Genomic DNA, 24,052 nt, shown 5'->3' with positions numbered 1-24,052 from the left:
TAGATGGTACATAAGTAAACAAAATCGGGGAAGTGTTCTTGATTTTGTTTACTTGAAGTCAAGTTCTATTCGCTGCGAAAAATCTCAAATCTCTGCCTAATTAATGGAATTTCGCTCTTTAAGCTCCTTCGATGAGTGAGCTTGCTCAAAGTTGAAAGCACAGTGCGCTTTCAACGCAAGCGAGGATATGGCTGTGGCGGTGAGGGATAAGTATTACTTATCTCGCAGACGTTACGCTCTATTGAGGTACAGGTTTCCTATGCAATGATGCTGAGCTCTCGGAGTTTCTCTCATCGCAAGATTTTTACATTGCTCTAAGAGAAACTCCGACAGCTCTTGGCATGTTTAGTCTTTTAATCTTCGGTTAGTCACCGAGATTTTTCGATTTTTCTTCTTCATTCGATGAATCACCATCGGGCTGCGAATCGACCGAGCTTAAAGCAGCATAGTGCTCTGTAAGTAAACAAAATCGGGGTAGGGTTCTTGATTTTGTGGACTTATTGGGCGTGTCGATAAACAAAATCGGGGAAGTGTTCTTGGTTTTGTTTACTTAAGTAGCGTGTCGGTAAACAAAATCGGGGAGGTGTTCTTGATTTTGTTTACTTGAAGTCAAGTTCTATTCGCTGCGAAAAATCTCAAATCTCTGCCTAACTAATAGCAAAGCAGGTTCGAGCAAACAACATCCATCCATCACACTCTATGCGCAAACAGTTTGGCGGATGTAATAGCATATGAAAATCCCTCGCGGATTATCGGAAGATAACCTGCGAGGGATTTTAGTTATGAGCGAAACTACTCGTTAGAATGCTTACGGCGGCGAGACGCTACGCCTGCAACACCAAGTCCAGCGAAGATTGCAGCAACACTTGCGAACAATCCAGTCTCAGCACCAGTCTTAGCAAGACCACCAGCATTACCAGAAGCACCACGCAAACTATTAAGCAACGCAGACTTAGCAGCCTGAAGCTTCCTCAAAGCCTCATCAACCTGAGCCTGAGTAGCATTCTTATCAGCAAGCACGCGCTTAGCTTCAGCCAAAGCCTTTCTATAAGCTCTAGCAGCAGCAGTGTTTGCACTAGTGTCTACAGCATTGTTAACTTCGACTTGCAAGGCAGACTTATCAACCGAAGCACTCTGAGAATCACTAGTCTCAACAGCAAAACCATCACCAGCATTAGTGTCATAGCCGCTACCGATTCCGCTACCACTACCAGCGCCAAACGGATGATTAAGCTTATACTTAGCAGCCTTAAGCTTCCTCAAAGCCTCATCAACCTGAGCCTGAGTAGCATTAGGATCGTTAAGCACGCTCTTAGCCTCAGCCAAAGCCTTCTTGTAGGCTTCAATATCAGCCTTATTGCCAATAATGAAGTACAAAGACTTACGGAACTTAGCATCATCATCAGCCTCAGTCTGAAGCTTAGACTTATCCGTGCTGTTTTCATCCTTAAGCTTGGACTTAGCATCCTGAAGCTTCTTCAAAGCCGCATCAACCTCAGCTTGAGTTGCATTAGGATCTGCAAGCACACTATTAGCTTCGTCAAGAGCGTTCTTATAGTCTTCAAGAGCCTTCTTGGACTCGTCATCACCCTTAGCTTGAGCGTTCTGATACTCAGGAGACTTAGTGAAGTCAGAATCCTTACCAGCTTCTTGACGCAAATCATACTTGACTGTGCTGTACTCGTCTTCAATCTTCTTCTTGGCATCCTGAAGATCCTTTAGAGCCTTATCAAGCTCCTGCTGAGTTGGAGCCTTTTCGCCTGCTTTGAGAGCCTTTGGCTTGCCAGTTGCGCGGTCAAACTTATCAAGTAGATCCTTAGCAGCCTTAAGCTTCTTGTTATAGTCTTCAAGAGCATTCTTGGCAGCTTCATCACCCTTAGCAGTCGCGTTCTTGAACGCAGGAGTGTTCTCGAACACGTCGGGGCTGGTGTCAGTATCAGTATCGCCGTCCTTAGACTTATCAACTTCTTGCTGCAAGTCATGCGGGCTAGTGACGTAGTTCTTAGTAATCTTATCCTTAATTTCCTTCAGATTCTTAAGAGCCTCGTCAACTTCCTTCTGAGATGGGAGCTGATCCTTTGGAACGTCAACTTCCTGGCCATCCTTCGTGACCTTACCATCGTTCTTGTCGATGAGTTCCTTAGCCTTTGCCAAAGCTTGCTCATACGCTACAAGGTCATCAGGCTGCTTGCCATCCTTAGTCTTTCCTTTAAGATTTGCAAACTCAGTTGATTCTTCGAACTTTGGAGTACGCGCAGTGCCATCCTCGTTTTTATCATCAACTTCATTTTGGAGCTTATCAACTTTAGTCTTGAAGGCATCGTCGATATCCTTCTTGGCCTTCTTCAAAGCTGCAAGAGCCTTGTCTACCTGCGCTTGTGTTGGCTTTTTATCTGGATCAGCATTCGGATCGGTACTGTTTACCTGCGCAATCAAGTCTTGCGCATCCTTAAGCTTCTTGTTGTAATCTTCCAGCTTCTTAGTTGCAGAAGTCTCTTTCTTTGCATCATCTTCAGATTCAGCGTTCTTCTTTGCAAGCGCGTTCTTGTATGGCACAGACGCTTCAAACGGAGGGACAACTAGCTTGCCGTCTTGATCCTTATCGCCGACTTCGTTAGAAAGCGGAGTTACATCAGTCTTATAATTCTTTGTAATATTATCTTGAGCTTCTTGTAACTTCTCGAGTAACTTATCGACAAACTTTTGAGTTACCTTGCCTTTCCAGTCATTATCATTGAGCTTTTCGGTAACTTTCTTAAGAACATTATCGAAGCCAGTTTGCTCACCATCTTTACCCAAGCGACTTATAGCAGTCTGATCTCCAGCCTCCTTCTTAGCAAGAGCATTCTTATACTCAGGCGTCTTCTTGAATACATCTTCCGCATACTTCTTAGCTTCTTCAAGCTTCGAAGCATCCGTCTTGTAGTTGTCTTCAATCTGCTTCTTAGCTTGCTTCAAGGCATCGAGCGCGTCATTAATCTGCTTTTGCGTTGGATGCGAACTGTTCTTAGCATCCGGATCTGTAGGATTAGCAGCCTTTACAAGTTCGCGAGCTTTCTTGAGAGCCTCTTTGTAAGCAGTAACATCTGTGTTTTCCACACCGTTACTTGTCTTAGCTTTAGCGTTTTTGAACTCTGGCTTAGCTTCAAAGTCTGTATCGGCTACGGTAGCACCGTCTGCAGTAGACTTCTTCGCTTCCTCATCAAGCTTAGAAGTGTCAGTCTTATAGGCATCAAGTGCTTTACGCTTTTCGTTAAGCGTTGTCAACGCGGCGTCGATTTCTTTTTGAATCGGCTGCGCATCCAAAGGAGTCTTATTTTTCTCAGCGTCAGCCTTCTTGAGCAAGTCCTGAGCTTCAGCTAACGCTTTGTCGTATGCCTTCTTAGCTTCCTTAGCAGCGTTGTTCCTGGCGTCATCTGGCTTGCCATCAGCAGTTAAGAAGTGCGGATCAGACGCATTGCGATACACATCAGAAGTAACAGTACCTTCCTTAGTTGCAGGACCATCTGTACTACCGTGCGCTTCAACGCTCTTCTTAAGGTCTTCAACATTAGTCTTGTACCCCTCAAGAGCTTTACGAGCTTCATCGAGCGTCTTAAGCGCTGCGTTTACATCCTCTTGCGTTGCGTCAGGATTCTTGAGCAAGTCTTTAGCAGCATTCAAAGCATTGTCGTAAGCTGTAGCCTTCTCCTTGATGGCGTCATATCCAGAAGTATCTTCCATGCCGTGGGTATCCAGCTTATGCGGATCTTTAGCATTCTTGTATGCTGGATCTTTCTGCGTATCCGTATCCTTGTTGATGGATTCCTGTAGCTTATCCGTCTTGGTTGCAAACTGGTTCAAGTCAGCAGCTGCGTCGTTCATTTCCTTCAGAATCTTCGTGACATCTCTATCAAGCGGCTCACCATTTGCGTGTGTCTGAATGCCATCAAGATAATTCTTGGAAGCCGGGTCACCCTTTGCATCAGGAATCTTAGTGTCTTGTGCATCTGGATCCTTGTCGAGCTTATTCTCAAATGCTTTGTGCAGCTTAGCAACCGCATCATCATATGCCTGCTTAATCTTCTTAGCAGCCTCTACCTTAGCTTTTTCATCATCAGTAGGATTCGTCTTTACAGCAAGCGCCTTTGCATTCTTATACGCAGGGCTATTCTGAATAGCGATGTCATTCCAGAAAGCTGCCGACAGCTTCTTCGTATCAGTTGCATACGTATCTATAACTTGACGAGCCTTTTCAAGAGCTTCTTTAGCTTTTTTGCAGTCTTCGTCAGTTGGCTGCTCAGCTGGATTAGTTTTAGCAAACTTTGCCTTCAGCTCCTTGGCCGCATGATAGGCATCGTTGTACTCTTTGAATGCTTTCTTAGCAGCCTCAGCATCAGCACCCGCACCAAATGACTTATCGAATGCATTGAAGTACGCTGGCTTCAAATAGCCATCAATATTGTCTGCAAGTGCTTTCGTAAGATCGTTCTTGTCAGTTGAATAGTTATGGAGCTTATCTTCAGCATCAGTTAATGCTTTTACTGCAGCATCAACTTGAGCTTGAGTTGCTTTGCCATTCTTATCTTCAAGAAGGTCTTTAGCTGCCTTCAGAGCATCATCATATGCTTTAATAGCAGCAGCAGCCTTAGTTTTTTCGTCATCTGATCCATTGTTCTTCTTATTAAGAGCATTCTGATAGAAGGTACTCTTTTTGCCATTAAAATTATCAGGATCAGGGTTATCGAAGGTTTGCTGAACAGCAGCAGCAAGCTTCGCCTTATTCGTTGCCTTGGCATCAAGCGCTTTCTTAGCAGTCTCAAGAGCTGTAATCGCGTCGTTGACTTCCTTCTGAGAAGCGGTTGGATCCTTAGAAAGTTCGTTTGCCTTCTTTACAGCGTTATCGTAAGCTGTACGCTCTGCATCAGTTGCGTTTTGATATGCTGGGTCAGCGTTTGCAATCGTTTGAGCGCCTTGAGCGTCCCTACCATCCTTCACCTTACCATGCTCAGCAATGGCAGCGTTAAGCTTATCCTTGTTAGTGCTGTAATTATCAAGTTCCTTACGCGCAGCATCAAGCTTAGCCTTGGCTTCGTCAACAGCCTTTTGCGTAGCGTTATCGTCGGCTTTTACTTTCTCAGCTGCAGCGAGTGCCTCATCATAAGCTGTTTTAGCTGCGCTGGCAGCCTCATTCTTCTTAGTATCAGGAGTTATTCCGTCATCCTTCAGGAAGGCAGGCTCAGCAACATTCTTATACTTATCAGTTTTATACGTGCCGCTTGCAGCTGTATTGCCTTTCGCAGCAGTACCTTGATCCTTAATGTCTTGCTCAAGTTTGCTCTTGTCGGTCTTAGCACCATCAAGAGCCGCACGAGCCTTATCTAACCTAATAGTTGCGTTATCGATACGTGCTTTAAGCTCTTCAGACAGCTTGGAATCCTCCGTATCACCAGCTTCCTTCAACGCATCATTAGCTTTCTTCAACGCATCATCATACGCAGCCTTCTTATCGTCCGATGCATTGTAGTACTCATGCTGAGTAGGAACATCCTTGCCATCAACCTGAGTTGTCGCGTGCTCGTCAACAGACTTCTTCAAATCCTTTACCTTATGATTCGTCTGCGGCACAAAGATAACGTTAATTGCCTTAGGCGTATTCCAAGGTTGATTGCCGTTTTCCATGTAAACATTTCTATACATCGTCAATCCATACGGCAAAACAAACAAGCGCGCTTTATATACCTTGTTTCCTTTAGCAGCAACTACTATCGGCTCAGCGTCTTTATCCCAGGAATACGATCCTGCATTCGACTCTTCATTGCCGAGGTCCACACCAGAATTATCAACCTTCTGACTATATTGCCAATAAGCACCGCTCATATTACCGAGCGACAACTCAGTTGTAGGTTGGCCGTTCTTGTCAATCACGTAGCCCACATGCGACTTCTTAGCTTTTCCATCTGCGCCTTCATGGTCGAGCGCTTCGCCGCCTGTAAGTTCACGCAAGCCAGAGTTTGTCTCCTTTGGTGTAGCTTTCAGCAAACCAAGAATCTTATTTGTATCAAACTCTTGTGCCGCAGTTGGATCGTAACGGTAAATGATTGTCTTCCCATCTTCGCTCCATGAGAGACCCTCGTCGGTATCGCGACCCTGAATCTTGTCTGCAGTCCACGAAACTTCGTAATCCTTGCGGATATCTGGAAGCTTTGTAAGCTTGCGTGCCTTTACATCAGACGTAAACTCAGCAACAGCCTTATCGGTCTTAATCTTAACGGTAATAGTATTTTCCGCCTGACCATTCGAGATTCCCTTATTAGAATCACCAGTTGCAGTAAGATTGCCAGTAAGGTATGAAAGCGAAATCTGATTCTCGTAGTCCTTTTCACTTAATCCAAGCTCTTTATTTTCTTTATTAGCTTCGTAAATAGCCTTCTTAATGCGTGCGATTTCGGCATCGTTGTAAGCAAGTGGGTTGTAAACAAAGACTGCTTTCTCGCCAGCTGGAACGATAACATCCTTTTCCTCAAGCTTCTTCAACACAAGGTCGCTGAGCTTAATCTTAGGAGCATCTTTTTCATCCACGCCATCAAAATGGATTACAGCCTTATCGCCCTCAAACGAAATCTTATCTGCTGTAACGCCGTTAATCTTTGCAAGCTTCTTCTTAATATCTTCCTTAACTTCAGTCGAAACATTAGTTGGGTCTTCCACAATTGGCTTATCAATGCGATCATCGTAGCGCGCAACCGTAAGCGGAATAGCCCCGGACTTAAAGCCCAAATCCGTAACCATATAGGTGTTAAGCGTCTTAGCTCCAGCTACGTACGTCTTATTTTTTGCATCTTTAGCTGAGGTTTCTTTATTAATAGCCTCAAACGTAGTCTTGTCGTAAGCATCATCAGATTCTACGTTAAGCTTGTCATTAAGCGTATCTGGAACTTGCGTCGATTTTCCGTTGACAGTTGTATTTACACCGTTAGCTTTACTTGCTGCAATAATTTGATCGTTCACAGACTTCTTATCGCCGCGAGCTGTTTCAGCATTAGCAGCCGCAGTAATTGCTGATTGAACCTGCTCTTTCGTAAGAGGCTGATTATACTTAAGCACAACTGATCCAGCTGTCTTTGGTGGCACAAGCGTTGCTGCACGGAATGCATTCGTTTTATAAACAGTTGTAGTACCATCTTTGGTTACGTACACAAAAATAGAGCGGTTTGCAGCATATTTCTCAGCAGCGCCGATATTGCCATCTCTAAAAAGAGTGCTCATTTCAAGAGTTGCAGAGCCGTCTTTACCCTTCGTAAACGTATAATTGCCAGAGAAGCTCTGGTGCATCTTAGGATCGCCAGAATAGTATTCAGCACCCCTCTTGCTCTTATCGTTAGTCAAACCATTGTTTTGAGCAGGGAAAATAGCAATATTGGTGATTGTTCCACCATCTTTTGGCTTTGCAAAGTGGAAAGTAACAGTATGCTTTTCGCCATTTACGCTATACGTGTTGTCTGAGCTTCCCCAAGCATACGCATTTGGCATAGTTTCAGCGTTATTCTCGTTAACTTCAATATTGGTATTAGTGGAATCCGATGTATCAGGATTAATTTTATTAGGATCTCGGTTTGCTGCATTATTATCAGAAGCGCGTTCCTGATTTTCAGATGTAGCGGCATCGGTTTGTGTATTTCCTAGTGCACGCCTTGTGCGCTTCCTTGAGACATTTTCTGCAGAAGTGATATCTGTAACCTTATTATCTACAGACTCAGTGTTCACAGTCTTCTGCTCTGCGATTTTATTCTGCTCAGTCTCAGTGTCGTCAGCCTTTGCTACAGACTGCGTAGAAGCTTTCTTTTCCTTAGATAAATTCTGCTCGAGCTTAGACTTGTTATCCTTAGTCTTGTCAGCCTTCTTTAGAGTATTATTGTCAGTCTTCTCGCCTGTAGCAGACTTCTCTTCGGCCTGATTCTTCTTCGCATCATCCTCAGATTCGCCACCATTAGCTTTTACGCCATCAGTTTCAGCCTTACCATCATTTTCCTTAACCCCAGCCTTCTTACCAGCATCAGCACCAGGCTTCTCACCAGCAGCCACAGGAGCCGGCTTAGCATCAGGAGCACCACTCACCTCCGCCGCAATTGCAGGAGTTGCACCAAAAGCGAACGCAGCACCAGCAATCACACCTGCCGCGCCAATCGTAAACGCCGCCACTTTGCGAGCGTCAACAGCCTTTTCAATTGCGTTATTTACTGCAGAATTTAACTTCACAGTACGCGCGTGCTTTCTGGATTTAGATACCATAATATACTCCTTCACCTAGTGATCCGATACAAAGGCAGATTCGCATGCCCGACGATAGACACGCAAAATGCAAATTCTCAACGAAACTCATCCAAAATTTCATAGCGTACATTTATAAAATCGCAGCTATCTTTGTCAAGTTATTATAACAATTTAAAATTTTTTTATAAAGTCAAATAACATATGTTTAGATTGAAGAGCATCGAGCACCCCCCCCCCAAGCCATATTTTCCAACGGTTTTGGGGATTAATATTTTTTTGTGAATATTTTAAATTGAGGTGTTTCTCACAGTTTTTCGTCGCCAAATCTAAACATTTGTTATGATACAAATCCAGATTTTGGTAATAAAAGTCCATCAAAATACAAAAATTCTATTTTACGGCGCTCACGTATTCGCTTGCGTTGAAAGCGCACTGTGCTTTCAACTTTGAGCAAGCTCACTCATCGAAGTGCATTCGCGCGCTACGCTTTAATCGCTCATGCAAGTCGATTCGCGCAACAAAATCTCCTCAAGCGCGCGCTTAACAGACCCAGGCAGAGTACAACGCCATTGCGCCCACTTAACCACAGAAGGCTGCACACACGCATGCGCATTCACCATATCAACACTGTTCTGCTGCTCAATCATCTGCTCTTCTCTTTCATATTCAAGAGCCGAAAGCGCACTTAAAGCACTCGCGCTGCCACCAGCCTCGCGAATCGCATCAAAAGCCATTTCCTTACCGCGATACGGCACTTGAGCTTGCAAAAGAAGCCTGTAAGCATCGCCAACCTTAGGGTCTTGCGCAATACACAAACCGCCGTCCACAATCACTCGCACGCACTCACAAACAGGAACATTGCGCACACAAACAGTAAGACTGAGCGTAGATTCTTCGCCTTCATATGAAACTTCTACAGCGTTAGATTCAAGCTGAGAATCGCCAACAAAAACGCGAACGCGCGAAAAATCAGGGCATGCAACGCCTCTAAACACCACACTCCAATCGCGCGTGGAAGGCAGCGCAGCAACAGCACTATTGCATCCTTTTGCCGCATCAATCACAAATTGCGTGGATCCATTCCCATCTCTCCAAACAAACCGCATACTAGTATCAGCTGTTTTCCCATCGCACGCGTCTTCAAAGCGTCCGTTATCTTCGCGCATCACAAATTCGCCGTCAGCTCCAGGGAACGCAAGCACGCGCAAAGATCGCGGATTTTCAACACTATTGACCGATTCGGCAGCCTCATCGCTACGAGCGCAATCTTCAACACTTGGCAAAACTTGCATTGGCACAATAGCCCCAGCACGCGCAAAAGCAGGAACTCTGTCAAGCGCACGCCACGCCTCAAAACGACGACCATTCCAACCACGAGATACGTAACGTCGCCCGTCGAAGAAATCGTACCAATCTCCAGCAGGAAGCCACACTCCAGCACAACCTCTAGTAACGGCATCGTCATTTTTAGAAACTACCGGCGCAACTATAAGCTCGCTACCAAAACGATATTCCTGCGGCATCTCGTAAGCAGCACCAACCTCTGGAGATTGCCAATACATTGGCTCCACTATTGGCCGATTCTCAAAAGCCGCACGATAATTCATCGTATATAAATAAGGTATCAACGACGCTCTTAAACGAAGCATCTTAACCATCGCGTCACGAGTTTCACGCGGAAAATTCCAAGGCTCTTTACCAGCAAAAGGCGAGCAACTGGAATGAAGACGGTTAATCGGGCTAAAAGCTCCAAGAGCATACCATCGCGCTTCCAACTCGTTATCTCGCACACCCAGCATATGGCCGCCAATATCATGACTCCACCAGCCATAACCAATATTCGAAGCTGTAGACGTGAAATAAGCTTGAAAAGCAAGCGAATTCCAAGTAGTAACAGTATCTCCCGAGAATCCAACTGGGTATCGGTGCGAACCTGGGCCAGCGTAGCGCGAGAACGTAAGTGGCCAGCCTCCATCTCGAGCCAAATCCTCATAATGCATGTGATTAAGCATCCATAGCGGATCCAACCCAGCCTGTTTTGTAACTCCACCCTGCTGCCAGTCAATCCACCAGAATTTAACACCTTCATCTTCCATGCGATGATGCATATTAAAGTAAGCTTCAACAAATCGCGGATTAGTTAAGTCAAATTCCACAGCTTTACCGCTTGCAGGGTCAATGCCCATATCTCGCGCAACCTGTGGGTAATCCTTCTCAAAAGCACGCACGCCATCTCGCGGATGCAAATTCAAAGTAGGCGCTAAGCCTTCATTCGCTAGTTTTCGCAAAAAAGCTTTATGATCAGGGAACAGCTGATCGTTCCACGTGTAACCAGTCCACCCAGATCCATACTTTGAGTCAACGTCTCTAATATGCCAGTCCATATCTATAACTGCCGTACTAAAAGGTATTGCCTCACGCTTAAATCTGCTCATAAGATTTTCATAATCAGATTGCGAATATCTGCAATATCTACTCCACCAATTGCCCATTGCGAACCTTGGCAACAGCGGCTGAGATCCTGTGAGCTTATAGAAATCGCGGATTGCGTCTATGTAATTGTGACCATAGCCAAAGAAGTACAAGTCGCGATAACGATTATTTTGCGAGGCGTTATTGCTATTATCGTGCGAACTTAGATCGTGCGAATCAAACTCTTGCGAGCGCGGCTTCACCCACGCGCCATACGGATTCGGCTTACCATTTACTTCGCTCTCCGGAACAATAACACAAGATTTTGAATCATCTAACACAGCCCAGCCGTCACGAGACATTATGCCATAATCAAGCTTAATTGCACCATCCGCTTCATCCAAAGTGCGAGCCGTGCCAAGCAAATTTCCTGGGCAATCGTCGCCATAATGCCACGTATTAAATTGCGAACAAGGAACTCCTCGCACAACTATACTTAATCCTTCTTTGCTGAAAGATTTGCGATTATAACTTAAAAGCAGCTTATCCGTTTCAACTTCAAGCCAACCATTTTCATCTTCTCGCGCGCAAAACTTTGGCTGAACGGAATTACCTCCAGAAAAATCACGGCACACAACCATTTGCGTAGGAGCGTCAACAAAATTGCCATCATCGCTCCACTCAAGACGAATCAGGGAATCTGTTATTACAGTAATTCTGAAACAATCACCCTGAATAATTTGTTGATTATTTGCTTTTACGCCAGGATTATTTACGAAATCGGCAAAAATTCGCGCTTTGCTAGGATCTGTACAAGTGCAAGTACATTCGCATGCATTTACGATATTTTTAGACGAACTGAGGCTATTTTGCGCGTCTGCACTAAAACTATCTCGCGAACCGCTTTCAAAATCATCTCGCGAACCGGCACTAAATTCATCTCGCGAACCGCAATTAAACCCACTTTGCGAGCCACAAAAATCGTAAACCATTACCCCAGCTCCTTTGCGTAAAAAGTAACTAATAAATTAATGAGTAATCAATCCAAAAATCACATAAACTTTTGCACAAGCAATACAGCAGACGCAATAAGTAGCATTATTGGATACCACGCGTACATAATCCAGCGGAACTGCTTAGTTGGTCGAGGGCCATCGCCATAAACACTACGGTAATGCAACACAACCACGCCAATAGCTGGAGCAACAAGCGACATCGCACCAAACACACCTGCAGTCAATTCCATAGTCGTTTCACGTTTGCGCATAAATTCAAAAAGCATCGACATAACGAAAATAATCAAACCGCCAAAAAGCAGTCTTTGACGCACTCCGACCATACCGATTAAATTCCAGGCAGCACCAGCAAGAACAACAAACGCGCAAGCAGCTACTTTTTTAAACCCGCGCAACTTTTTGCATACAGTATCCACATAACTAAGCACGATAAGCGATATAAGCAGCGCAAACACAGGATTCTGCGATGTCATATCCCAAACTTTTCCTGAAGTTACAAAATCGTACGGAACTTCACATATAAGCGCCAAAACAAATAATCTCAAGCCATAAAACACAACATTATTTGTATTGTGATATCCGCGAACAATCATCCACGCATACCATGGCAAAGCAACCCAAGATATAAGCTCGCATAATAACGCAATCAATCCGCCGTAAAAACCGGAAAGCAGAGACGTGCCAAACACGCTAAGAACAGCCATAAACGCGCACAACATCTTAAACTTGTTAAGAGTTATGCCTTCTTTAATATTGCGATCCGCGCGTATAGGATTCCCGTTATTATCTAGTTTTTCCTCAGTTTCTGACTCGTGATAATAGCCGTTAAATGAAACTCCGCTCATACTTGTGGACTTCAACTTTGAAGAATCATACTGCGCGCTATTCTTTGCGGCACTCTTTGCTGCACTTTTTGCTGCACTCTTTGCGGCATTCTTCGCGGCATTCTTCGCGCCATTCTTCGACAATCCCATAACGTACCTTTCGAAACCTGACTCAAACTTTTACTACTTCTGTGTATATACCCATACCATTCTATTAGTATCACGTACTTATACGCGCTTATATACTCTGCTTATACACTTATGTGCCTTTATACGCGCGCTTCATATACACACCTATACGCCCATATATACGCGTTTACGCATGAGTACGTATGAGCACGCATGCATTGTACTTGCCGTATACGTATTTATGTATGCGCACTCAATACGTAAAATATGTGGTTCCTTAAATCGAATGCCTTTAATTCACAAACTAAAAATGGCGAAAGATTGAGCACCCAGCACAAGCGAAGAGTCAGTGCATGAGATTTCTCCAACTTTCAACACAGGCGAATTAGCTTCGTTTGCGCTTAATCCAGCAAGGCAATCCCACGAAACATACTCACTATTTACACCCGGGTTCATAACCACAATGCTTCGTTCTGAAGCTGATTCTCCAGCGTCACCTTTTGCACAACGCTCGTAAGCAAATCCGCGGCCGTCAACCGGAGCATACAAAACTCTCCAAGACGCGTCAGCGTGCAAAGATTTGCGATTATGACGAAGTTCAATAAGCGAGCGCACCCATGAAAGGAAGGAATTTTCGCAATTAATTTGTGCAGAAACAGTTGGAATTTCGCCACTTTCTACTGCTTGCTTGCGAGAATTTGCGCAAGTTCTTCCGTCTGCTCGCGCTTCAACAGGCAAGTATAATTTAGATTTTGCAGCAGTTGAGAAGCCAAAATTCTTTGCATCATCCCATTGCATTGGCGTACGCGTACCAGTACGAGCGTAACCGCCTTCTTTTGTTGGAATATCGCGATATTTCATGCCGATTTCGTCGCCGTAATATACGAATGGCACGCCTGGCATAGTAAGTATCATGCCGAAAGCCACGCGACGCTCACGATCGTCAAGACGCGGAGCCAGACGAGGCGTATCGTGATTGCACGTGATGAAACTAAAGTAACCTTGGTTGCATGTTGACTCATATTGTGGGCAATAATCGTCTAAGAATGGGCAAATACTGCCGCCGCCGCGCGCATTAAAGTAGCTGTGATCATGCTCAGGATTGCTGTCTAAAGCGTTATCAACATCACGAGCTAAACGTGCGTATCCATTAGGATTTCCATCCCAGCGCCAATTCAAATAGAAGTCCATGTCAAATCCGGCAGCAAGAGCCTGACGTGGTCTGCCCCATTCGGAAACAAAAGCAGCCTCAGGATACTCTTCTTTTACAGCACCCAGCATTTCCTGCCATGCGCGAATCGTATTGTCTTTACCAAGACTTCCTTCGCCATTATTGTCATCGTTTTTTACAAGCGAATCAGCCATATCGACTCGGAATCCATCCGCACCAAGCGAAAGCCAAAATCGCATAATATCAACCATTGCAGCGCGAGTTTCTGCCGCTTCTTTGGAATCAGGCGAAGATTGCCAAGCTCTATCTCTATGCGCAAAACCGTAGTTTAAAGCCGGTTGGCATTTGAAGAAGTTTAGAATATAAGTGGCATCACGCTCAGTTTCACCGCCAATAAACGGCATAGAATAGCCGCTAAACGCACTGTCTGTCCAAATGTATCGCTTGCTAAACTCGTTTTCTTCCGCTTTCGAGCTTTCCTTAAACCACTCATGTTCTTCACTCGTGTGCCCGGGCACTAAGTCAAGCAATATGCGGATTCCTCGATTATGAGCTTCATTAAAAAGTTGCTTTAAATCTTCGTTTGTTCCGTAACGCGCAGCTACTTTTTTGTAATCGCGCACATCATAGCCAGCATCTTTAAAAGGCGAGTCATAGCAAGGATTAAGCCAGATTGCGTTGCAACCAAGCGATTTTACATAGTCTAACTTTTCAATAATTCCCTGAATATCGCCTATTCCATCCCCATTGGAATCACAAAAACTCTGCGGATAGATTTCGTAAAAAACCGCGTCTTTAAGCCATTTAGCATGATCATATAATGCCATTTTTTAAATCCTTCTACTTTTAAACTCAAACCTAGAAGCAAACACTAGAATAAGCTGTCCCCAACTTTCTTGCAGCTATTGAGTGATATTTTATACATTTTCTATCACGACACTCTCTGTTTTCAAGACTCAACACAATATATTCAAAATATATGCTCAAAATATATATTCAAAATCAACACAATATCTTCAAATTCAACGCAGTATATTCAAAACTCACAAAACATACCATAAATAATTACTTAATTTGCTACTAAAAAATGCTAATAACGCGGCAATATAAGCTATAACAACGTTTTAACTTAATTCACACATACACTGAAACTATACTCTTCAAACAAAAACAAACACGAAATAAACATTTTGCTAACAAAACCTAGCATGCAAATCAAGGTAGTTTGCGAACTTATTCATATTCGTGTATACTTCACATTGCTTACGGACGGATAACAAAGCATGTGACGCTGCCTAGCGCAGCAAACGCGATGTCGCGCCACAGCTTAGTCCGTCACTACGCCACCAAAGAAAATGCCATACGGCATAAAATTAGGAGGTCAAGGATGACGAATATTAAGAAGATGCTGGGTGCTGGTATCGCTGTCGCAACTTTGTTTGGTTTCGCAGCTTGCGGTTCTAACAATAACAGTTCCGAAAAGAAGGCAGATACTTCTACTCCAGTTCAGCTCACTGTTTGGGGCTCTGCAGATGATCAGAAGGACGGCGGCTGGATTAAGACCGTCGAGGAGGAGTTCAAGAAGGACCATCCAAACGTTACCTTCAAGAATGCTGTTGTTGAGCCACCAGACGCCGCAAAGGCTGTGAAGCAGGACGCTAAGGCTGCTGCTGATGTGTTCCTCTTCCCTAACGATCAGCTCGGTGACTTGGTAAAGGCTGGAGCAATCGGCGAGTTGAGCGATGCTGCTACAAACCAGGTTAAGGAACAGAACGAAGATACTTTGATCAAGTCTGTTACCGCTCAGGATGGCAAGATGTACGGTGTTCCTTACACCGGCAACACTTGGTTCATGTACTACAACAAGGCTAAGTTCTCCGCTGATGACGTAAAGTCTCTCGACACTATGCTTACAAAGGGCAAGGTTTCCTTCGATATTGCTAACGCTTGGTATCTCCCAGGCTTCTACCTCGATGGCAACATGACCCTCTTCGGCGAGAATGGAAACGATGCCAAGGCTGGTATGAAGCTCAGCGACAAGGCTGGCGAAGTTACAAAGTACCTCGCAAACCTCGTTGCAAACAAGAACTTCGTGCTCGATGGTAACGGCCGTGGCTTGGCCGGTTTGAAGGATGGCTCCGTTGACGCTTACTTCTCCGGTTCTTGGGATGCCGCCAAGGTAAAGGATGCTTTGAAGGACAACTACGCTGCAGCTGCTCTTCCAAAGTTCAAGACCGAGTCTGGCGAACATCAGATGAAGTCCTTCGCTGGTTCTAAGGCTGTTGCTTACAACACCAACACCAAGTCCCCAGAGATGGCCGCTACATTCGCTGCATTCTTGGGCTCCAAGAAGTCCCAGCAGATCGCTTTCGAGAAGGAAGGCGCAATTCCTTCTGATAAGTCCCTTGCTGATAGCGTAAAGGCTGAGCCAGCTGCTGTTGCTCAGATGGAAACCATTGCTAAGACTTCTGTCTTGCAGCCAGCAATCCCAGAGATGGGTAAGTTCTGGGATCCAGTCCAGGCATTCGGCACCGGTATCTCCACCGGCAAGATCACTCCAGCAAACGCTGCTGCACAGACTGCAGAATTTGCTAAGGGCTTAGGAAAGTAAGTAAACAAAACCTACTCTAGCCAATAAATTTAAATGGTTGCATAAGCAGTGTCTTATGCACTTCGAGTAAAACGATGCGCCCCAGTCCCCGCTCCGGCAAGGGGTGGGGCGCGTTGTTTATCTTCTATTAAATAATTTTGTTTACATGAAAGGCATGTCATGACTGGCACGACATCCACAAAGCTAAAAAGGCGCCAGAAGAAGACGTCAACTGCAGAACGCTTTGCTCCTTCACCGTATTCTTTGAAAGAGGCTGCAAAACATGCGGACATTCTTTCATGGATTTCCATCGTAATATTCGGTTTCGGTAGTTTTGTGCGCATGCAATTCGTTAAGGGTCTTATATTCTTAGCGTGCGAAGTTGCACTGTTCGGATTCTTGTTCACAACCGGCATTGAATATCTTCCAAAACTTCACACGCTTGGTACAGTAGAGCAAGGGAAAATTAAGGTAAACGGATTCTGGCGATACACTCCAGGCGATAACTCTGTAGAAATTTTACTCTACCTACGGCGTTATGTCAATCTTAACAATCGTATTGCTTGTTTATCTTGCAACACTTTCTCTTCGCAGCGCTTATAAGACGCAGTCTGTAGTTAAAAGCGGACATAAGCCTCTTAACTTCATCAAAGATGCAAAGCAGCTCTTGAATGAAAAAGCACATATTGGTTTCATGACACTCCCAACGGCTGGAATTGTGCTGTTCACAATCTTGCCATTGTTCTTCATGATTTCTATGGCTTTCACAAACTACGATGAAGACCACCAAAAGAAATTTAGTTGGGTTGGATTAGAAGTTTTCTCTGAGTTCTTAACAGGCAAAAGCAAGTTAATCAAAGCCGACGTATTCTTTGACGTATTAATCTGGACTCTTATTTGGGCATTCCTTGCTACATTCCTTAACTTCTTCTTTGGAATGTTCATAGCGATGATAATTAACAGAAAGACAACTCATCTTAAGAGCGTATGGCGTACTTGCTTCTCTCTTACGATTGCAGTTCCACAGTTCGTTTCATTGCTTATCATGAATAACATGCTTGACCAAAACGGCGTTATTAACGTTGTCTTTAAGGAGCATGGTTGGATACGTCACGAACTTCCATTCCTTACAGATGTAACTTGGGCTCGAGTAACAGTTATTATCATCAACCTTTGGGTTGGTATTCCGTTTACTATCATGCAGATTACGGGTATCTTGCAGAACGTTCCTGCAGAACTCTACGAAGCTGCAGAGCTTGATGGTGCAGGCTGGTGGCAGCGCTTCATGAACGTCACAATGCCATACATCATCTTCGTTATGACTCCATACTTGATCACCACATTCACTGGTAACATCAACAACTTCAACGTTATTTACCTCTTAACAAAGGGTGGTCCAGCAAGCAGTAAAGTTAACAGCGCAGGCGGCACCGACTTGCTTATCACATGGCTCTACAAGTTGACTGTTGACCAGCAGAACTACAACGCAGGTGCTGTAATCGGTATTTTGACATTCATTGTTCTCGCTGTTGTGGCACTGATTACGTATCGCAACTCTGGATCTTATAAGAATGAGGAGGGATTCCGGTGAGTAATAAAAATACCACAAAAGCCGCGAAGTCTGTCGAAAAAAGCACTCGCACTGTTCCGCTTACGCAAGATCAGCGCATTCGAAGGATTTTCGGAGACATATTCTCACATCTGTTCTTGCTCGTGTTATCAATTATTTGGTTGATTCCAATCCTGTGGGTTGTATTGGAAAGCTTCAATGCTAACACTGGCGCCTATCAGAAGACATTCTTCCCTACTGAATACTCGCTAAATAACTACATAAAGTTATTTACTGATACCGATGACATTAATTTCCCACGAATGTTCTTGAACACACTTATTGTTTCAATTTTCGTGTGCATTATTTCCTTGGTATTCGTATTAGCAGTATCCTTCTGCATGTCTCGCCTCCGCTTCAAGGGACGTAAGACATTCATGAACCTTGCTTTGATTCTTGGTATGTTCCCAGGCATCATGGCTGTTATCGCTATCTACTTCATTTTGAAGGCTCTTAGCTTAACAACTGGTTCGATTGTATTAGTCGCACTTATTATCGTTTACTCTGCAGGTAGCGGTGCTGGCTTCTACATTATGAAGGGCTACATGGATACTATTCCAAAGTCTTTGGATGAAGCTGCATACTTGGATGGCTGCACAAAGTGGCAAGTATTCTGGAAGATTATTGTTCCAATCTGCAAGCCAATGATTGTGTTCCAGGCTATTACAGGCTTCTTAGGCCCATGGCTAGACTTCGTTATGGTTAAGACAGTAGTAAGGGATAATAAGGAAAACTACACAGTTGCTTACGGCTTGATGGAGATGCTTACCAAGAAGTATCTACCTGATTGGTACGCTTCATTCGCAGCAGGAGCTGTGTGCATTTCCATCCCAATCGTGATTCTGTTTATCGTGATGCAGCGCTTCTACGAAGAGTCCATGTCTGGCTCCGTTAAGGGCTGATATCAGATACTGGTATTAACTAGTATCAGTAGGTATCGGATGATACTTACACAGATTACGGGCAGTTAAAAAATTAATAAATCGCTTAAAGGTTATTCAAAGCTACGATTCACCAATTTGTGAAATAAGTTTTGCGACAAATAACTGGTAGCGTAGAATAGTGAGGGCCGAGCGTCATTAAGCGTTTCGGCCTTCACTATCTCAAATTTAATAAGCATTTTCAGTTTTCAATAGTTTTCAGTTTTCAATGTTCGTTACAGACGGATTTTGCAGCCAAGAGTTACAAACCTAACGTTGCAAACTGATATGGCAACCTGGTATTGCAACCCAGCATTGAAAAGAACATTACAGAAAAACTGCAGAATAAAACAAAATCAGAAGGATTGTTTTATGACTTCTTTACCTTCAGCACAATGGCCAACTTACGAGGGATCACTTGGATTCACTCTTAACGCAAAGTCCACTACTTTCACGCTATGGTCACCTACTGCAACTTCAGTAACATTGCGACTTTTTGAAACCGGAAATAATAGCGAACCAACTCAATCTTATGAATTAAAACCTCATCATGACGGCGCTTGGAAAGTTAACGTACGTAAACGACTTGACGGAATTTATTATGATTATCTAATCGCTTTCCAAGACGGAAAAGTTAATCGCACAAGCGATCCATGGGGCATCGCAAGTGGCGTCAACGGCGAGCGCAGCTTAGTAATCGACGAAAATCGTGTCGCTCCAGCCAATTGGGAAAAAGATAAATCTCCAAAATTCTCTGCACACTCTACTGTTATTTGGGAAACACACGTATCTGATTTCAGCAATGATGTTAATGGCGGTTTTAAGCCTGAGCATCGCGGAAGATTCTTAGCTTTCACGGATGAGCACACGACTGTAACTTCTGAAATCAACGGTAAAACTGTTACATCCCCAACAGGTATTGACTATCTTAAAAAGTTGGGCGTTACGCATGTCCAGCTCATGCCAATTTATGATTTTTGCACTGTGAATGAAATCAACATTTACGACGCTCGCAAAAACGGCGAAAACATCGATCAGCTTTATAACTGGGGATATGATCCTAGCGCTTATAACGTTCCAGAGGGAGCTTATTCCTCTAATCCTTATGATGGCACTGCACGAATCCGCGAATGCAAAGCTATGATTGCTGCCCTTCATAAGAATGGATTGCGCGTTGTAATGGACGTAGTTTACAACCACATGTATCATTCCGACAACGCTTTCGAGCAAACCGCCCCAGGGTATTTCTGCAGGCGTAACGAAGAAAATATACTTTCTAACGGCTCTGGATGCGGCAACGACATGGCTAGCGAGCATCCTATGTATCGCAGATTTATTATTGAATCTTTGTTGCATTGGGCTAAGTGCTACCACATTGACGGATTCCGATTTGATCTTATGGGTTTGATTGACACTGATACTTTGAATCAAGCTCGAGAAGCTCTTGATAAACTTCCTGGCGGGAAAGACATACTCATGTATGGCGAACCATGGTCTGCTGGTTATACTGCAGTGCCTGAAGGAACAACCATGGGAGATAAACTCGGTCGACATAATTTGGACGATCGAATTGGCTGGTTTAGTGATGAAACTCGCGATACTCTTAAAGGTAACGTTATGGATCATCACGAGCATGGTTACATTAATGGAAATGAGTTTTGGACTGCGGATTCGGCTCGTCAAGCGTTAAACGGATGGCGCGGTACTCCTTCCGCTGGTAAGAAAGTTGGACAAATTATCCAATATATTTCCGCTCATGACGATTTGACTCTGTGGGATAAACTCTGCATTTCTTTGCGAGAAAAGCCTAGCGACTCTGATTTTTACGCTAAGAATCCTCATTCAGTAGCAGATCTTTTCACAGCTAATATGCTTGCTGCCGGAATGGTTTTGTGCTCTGCAGGCACTCCATTTATGTTAAGCGGCGAAGAATTTGGCCGCACTAAAGGCGGAAACGATAATACTTATAAGAGCGGTGCGAAAATCAATCAGCTTGATTGGGTGCGTTCGCAAAAGTATGAGTCGCTTGTACGCTGGTATAGCGATTTGATTTCTTTGCGCGCTAAGCATAAGTCTTTCTATGACGGTACTCGTACGCAAATTAAAGCATCCGATAAGACTGTAATAGCTGATCTTATTGGAGATGACGTGATTGTGTGCGTCAATCCTATGTATAATGCGGATGCTTCCGTCACTTTGCCTGAACTCTCTAGCAACGGAAAGCACAAGAATTGGAAGATTGCACTTGACTCTTCCAGCTATTTTGCTGATTGGGTTGCGGGCGATTGTGCTGATGCTTGTTCTGATGCTTGTGGTTCTGGCGCTTCTGATGCGGCGGCTTGTTCTGCTACTTGTGAAGCAAGGCAAGCTGGAACTAACAATCCAGCTGGTTTAGACTCTGCTGCAGAAGTTCTGCATATTCCGTCGCGAACTTTCGTAGTTCTTGAGCGCGAGTAGTTCTTGAGCGCGAGTAGTTCTTGTGCGCGAGTAGTTCTTGTGCGCGAGTAGTTTAGTCGTATCTGGAATTTGTAAGCTCAATCTCAATCAGATTGCATGTTTTATAGGCGTAGAAAATGTTGGTCTTCTGCGCCTTTTTGTTATTTTATCTGCAAACACTTATTTGCAAACAATATCAATAATTTATATAATAGCTTTTTAGAGTGCGGCTTAATCCACAGATGCGTTAAGTTTTGTTGTACTCTCGCTCTCGTTTGCACATTTGGCACTAAGTGCAATGAGTTGAAGAAGGTGCCGTAATTAAAGGAGCATAATGAGCAAAGAGGCTAAAAGCGAAGACAAAAGCACGCCTGCTGTTGAGGAAAGTGCGGAACGTCTTGCGCGTCCACTTATTAAGTTAGCGAAAGCATGCGGAGTAGCTACTTTTTATATCGATCAATTGGGCGATTATACGGAGATTACTGATGAAGCGTTGGTTGGAGTTCTTGACGCTTTAGGTTTTAAGGCTGATACGCCTGAAAGTATTGCTGATTCTTATGAGCGCGTTTCTCAAAAAACAGCTAATGAATTGCTTCCTCCTACTGTAGTTGCTTTTAATGGTGTTAAAACTTGTGTGCCAATTCACGCAGGAGATGCCCAAAAAGAGCAAATTCATATTTCTCTTACACTCGAAGATGGAACGGATTATGAAGGTTCGTTAGGCGATATTCAATCCGAAGACAATGGAGATTTGTTCATTGAGCTTCCGGATGATTTGCCAATGGGCTACCACACTTTGCATGCTAAAGTAATCAACGCGAATGGTGAGACGGCTCAACATGCTGATGTCACATTGATTGCCGCACCTGCGCGTATTCCATTGCCTGAAAGCGTTAAGCAAAAGCAACGTTGGGGATTCATGACGCAAATGTATTCTGTGCGTTCAAAAGATTCTTGGGGAATTGGCGATTATGGCGATTTGCGTCGTCTACTTAAGGATGCTGGAGAAATCGGCAAGGCTGATTTTATGCTGATTAATCCAATTCATGCGTGCGCTCCAGTAACACCTCTTGAGCCTTCACCGTACTTGCCTGAGTCTCGTAGGTTCTTAAATGTCACTTATATTCGTCCGCAAGATATTCCAGAATATGCTGAATTAAGTGGAGAGAATCTTGCTAAAGTAGAGCAATTGCATGAGTCTATTGCACCTCAAAACAACAATCCAAATCCTATAGATATCAACGCTGCATGGGATGCCAAGCTTCCTGCGTTGCGTATTATTTTCAAGCAGCCTCGTTCCGCAGAACGCGAGCGCGAATTTAGTGAGTTTAAGCATCGTTCTGGTGAAGATCTTGATGCTTTTGCCACCTGGTGTGTTGCGTTTGAGGTTTGGGGTGCTCCTTGGGGCGAGAATTTGTGGTTTGATACTACTGGTAAAGGCACTCCGCAAATTGAACGACTTAAGCGCGAACATGCTGACTTGTTTGAGTTCAATCGTTGGCTTCAGTGGATTGCTGATGAGCAAGTTGCTGCAGCTCACGCTGAAGCTAAGGCTGCTGGCATGGCAATTGGTCTTATGCAAGACATGGCAGTTGGCGTACACGGTTACGGTGCTGACGTTTGGTGGAGTCCGGAACGATTTGCTAATGGCGTTAGCGTAGGCGCTCCTCCTGATTTCTACAACCAGCAAGGTCAGGATTGGGGTCAACCTCCATTCGATCCAAATTACTTGGATGAAACTGGCTATATTGCTTACCGAGACATGGTTCATAACGTGTTCTTGCATGCAGGAGCTGCTCGCATTGATCACGTTCTTGGCCTCTTCCGCTTGTGGTGGATTCCACAAGGGCAAGGTGCTAGAAACGGCGCGTATGTGTACTACAACGTAGATGCAATGCTCGCAGTTCTCACTATTGAAGCAACTCGCGCAGGCGGTGTTGTTATTGGCGAAGATTTGGGCACTGTACCGAAGTATGTTTCTAAGGTGCTTGCTGCTCACGGTGTTCTTGGAACAGTTGTTGAGTGGTTTACTCATGACGATGAGGCTGAAGCTGCACTTAAGAAGGCTGGCAAGAAGGAAATTATTTACGCAAATCCTTCTACGTACCGCGAATACGCTTTGGCTTCTGTAACTACGCACGATATGCCACCTACAGCTGGTTATCTTGCCTTTGAGCATGTAAAGCTTCGCGAGCAGCTTCACCTGCTTACAGACTCCGTAGAAACGTTCCAGGAGACTGCTCAAGCTGAACGCGATGCAATGATGAAGATGCTTCTTGAGAACGGCTGGATTAGCAAAGATGCTGCTAAGGATGTTGAGGGTCACGTACAAGAGATTGTTGAGGGTATGCACGCTGTATTGCTTACTTCCCCATCGCTTCTATTGCAGGTGGCTTTGGTTGATGCTGTCGGCGAGAAGCGTTCACAGAATCAGCCTGGAACTAGCACAGAGTATCCAAACTGGCGTATTCCACTTGCTGACACTGATGGTCGTGTAGTTCACACCGATGAAGTATTTAAGTCACCACGAGTGCTATCTATGACGGCAGTTATGCGCGGCGAAAATACACGGAAGCATGTATAATTTAACAGTTGGTTTACTGATGAACTGACTCTATTCCCCCCTCGTAAGGAATATGATTTGCATAGTAGCAAGTCAAAATGTTCCTTGCAATGATGTCCTATGTGAGGC

Annotated in this window: 8 protein-coding genes and 1 pseudogene; 5 read left to right on the top strand and 4 right to left on the bottom strand. The window is 44.3% G+C overall.

The annotated features are described in order from the left end of the window. Positions 1-792: 792 nt before the first annotated feature. From HXT51_RS04920 to HXT51_RS04905, 4 genes are all read right to left on the bottom strand, one after another. Positions 793-8,271, bottom strand: coding sequence for a peptidase (locus tag HXT51_RS04920; protein WP_421776301.1), 7,479 nt, complete (start codon positions 8,269-8,271; stop codon positions 793-795). Between the two features lie 470 nt (positions 8,272-8,741). Beyond that, positions 8,742-11,657 carry a TIM-barrel domain-containing protein gene (locus tag HXT51_RS04915; protein ID WP_421776300.1) on the bottom strand — a complete coding sequence of 972 codons (2,916 nt, stop codon included), beginning with the start codon at positions 11,655-11,657 and terminating at the stop codon, positions 8,742-8,744. Positions 11,658-11,716: 59 nt separating this feature from the next. After that, a complete protein-coding gene (locus tag HXT51_RS04910; RefSeq protein ID WP_421776299.1) occupies positions 11,717-12,655 on the bottom strand; it encodes a TraX family protein in 939 nt (312 codons plus the stop codon). 276 nt (positions 12,656-12,931) lie between these two features. Continuing rightward, a complete protein-coding gene (locus tag HXT51_RS04905) occupies positions 12,932-14,632 on the bottom strand; it encodes an alpha-amylase family glycosyl hydrolase (protein ID WP_421776298.1) in 1,701 nt (566 codons plus the stop codon). Positions 14,633-15,192: 560 nt separating this feature from the next. On the opposite strand from HXT51_RS04905, the gene HXT51_RS04900 reads away from it, so the two are divergent. From HXT51_RS04900 to malQ, 5 genes and pseudogenes are all read left to right on the top strand, one after another. Further along, positions 15,193-16,416: an extracellular solute-binding protein gene (locus HXT51_RS04900; RefSeq protein WP_103085071.1), complete on the top strand. Its 1,224-nt coding sequence runs from the start codon at positions 15,193-15,195 to the stop codon at positions 16,414-16,416. 159 nt (positions 16,417-16,575) lie between these two features. After that, a pseudogene (locus HXT51_RS04895) lies at positions 16,576-17,986 on the top strand (carbohydrate ABC transporter permease). Further along, positions 17,983-18,906 carry a sugar ABC transporter permease gene (locus HXT51_RS04890; RefSeq protein WP_421776297.1) on the top strand — a complete coding sequence of 308 codons (924 nt, stop codon included), beginning with the start codon at positions 17,983-17,985 and terminating at the stop codon, positions 18,904-18,906. The pseudogene HXT51_RS04895 and the gene HXT51_RS04890 overlap by 4 nt, the downstream one beginning before the upstream one ends. A gap of 390 nt (positions 18,907-19,296) precedes the next feature. Then, positions 19,297-21,381, top strand: coding sequence for a type I pullulanase (gene pulA / locus HXT51_RS04885; RefSeq protein ID WP_421776296.1), 2,085 nt, complete (start codon positions 19,297-19,299; stop codon positions 21,379-21,381). A 313-nt stretch (positions 21,382-21,694) separates the two neighbouring features. Beyond that, positions 21,695-23,944 (top strand): 4-alpha-glucanotransferase, encoded by a 2,250-nt coding sequence (malQ, locus tag HXT51_RS04880; protein WP_103085068.1) that lies wholly within the window; start codon positions 21,695-21,697, stop codon positions 23,942-23,944. Positions 23,945-24,052 lie beyond the last annotated feature (108 nt).

Origin of the sequence: Gardnerella sp. KA00255, assembly GCF_049244095.1 — a bacterium.
Taxonomy (GTDB): domain Bacteria; phylum Actinomycetota; class Actinomycetes; order Actinomycetales; family Bifidobacteriaceae; genus Bifidobacterium; species Bifidobacterium vaginale_F.
The sequence above is the reverse complement of the archived record's forward strand: the minus strand, read 5'-3'. Positions and strand labels throughout refer to the sequence as shown.

What these genes read in the sequence shown, in the direction of transcription:
- HXT51_RS04920 (WP_421776301.1), bottom strand. Translation starts at nt 8,271, where the DNA reads ATGGTATCTAAATCCAGAAAGCACGCGCGTACTGTGAAGTTAAATTCT.
- HXT51_RS04915 (WP_421776300.1), bottom strand. Translation starts at nt 11,657, where the DNA reads ATGGTTTACGATTTTTGTGGCTCGCAAAGTGGGTTTAATTGCGGTTCG.
- HXT51_RS04910 (WP_421776299.1), bottom strand. Translation starts at nt 12,655, where the DNA reads ATGGGATTGTCGAAGAATGGCGCGAAGAATGCCGCGAAGAATGCCGCA.
- HXT51_RS04905 (WP_421776298.1), bottom strand. Translation starts at nt 14,632, where the DNA reads ATGGCATTATATGATCATGCTAAATGGCTTAAAGACGCGGTTTTTTAC.
- HXT51_RS04900 (WP_103085071.1), top strand. Translation starts at nt 15,193, where the DNA reads ATGACGAATATTAAGAAGATGCTGGGTGCTGGTATCGCTGTCGCAACT.
- pulA (WP_421776296.1), top strand. Translation starts at nt 19,297, where the DNA reads ATGACTTCTTTACCTTCAGCACAATGGCCAACTTACGAGGGATCACTT.
- malQ (WP_103085068.1), top strand. Translation starts at nt 21,695, where the DNA reads ATGAGCAAAGAGGCTAAAAGCGAAGACAAAAGCACGCCTGCTGTTGAG.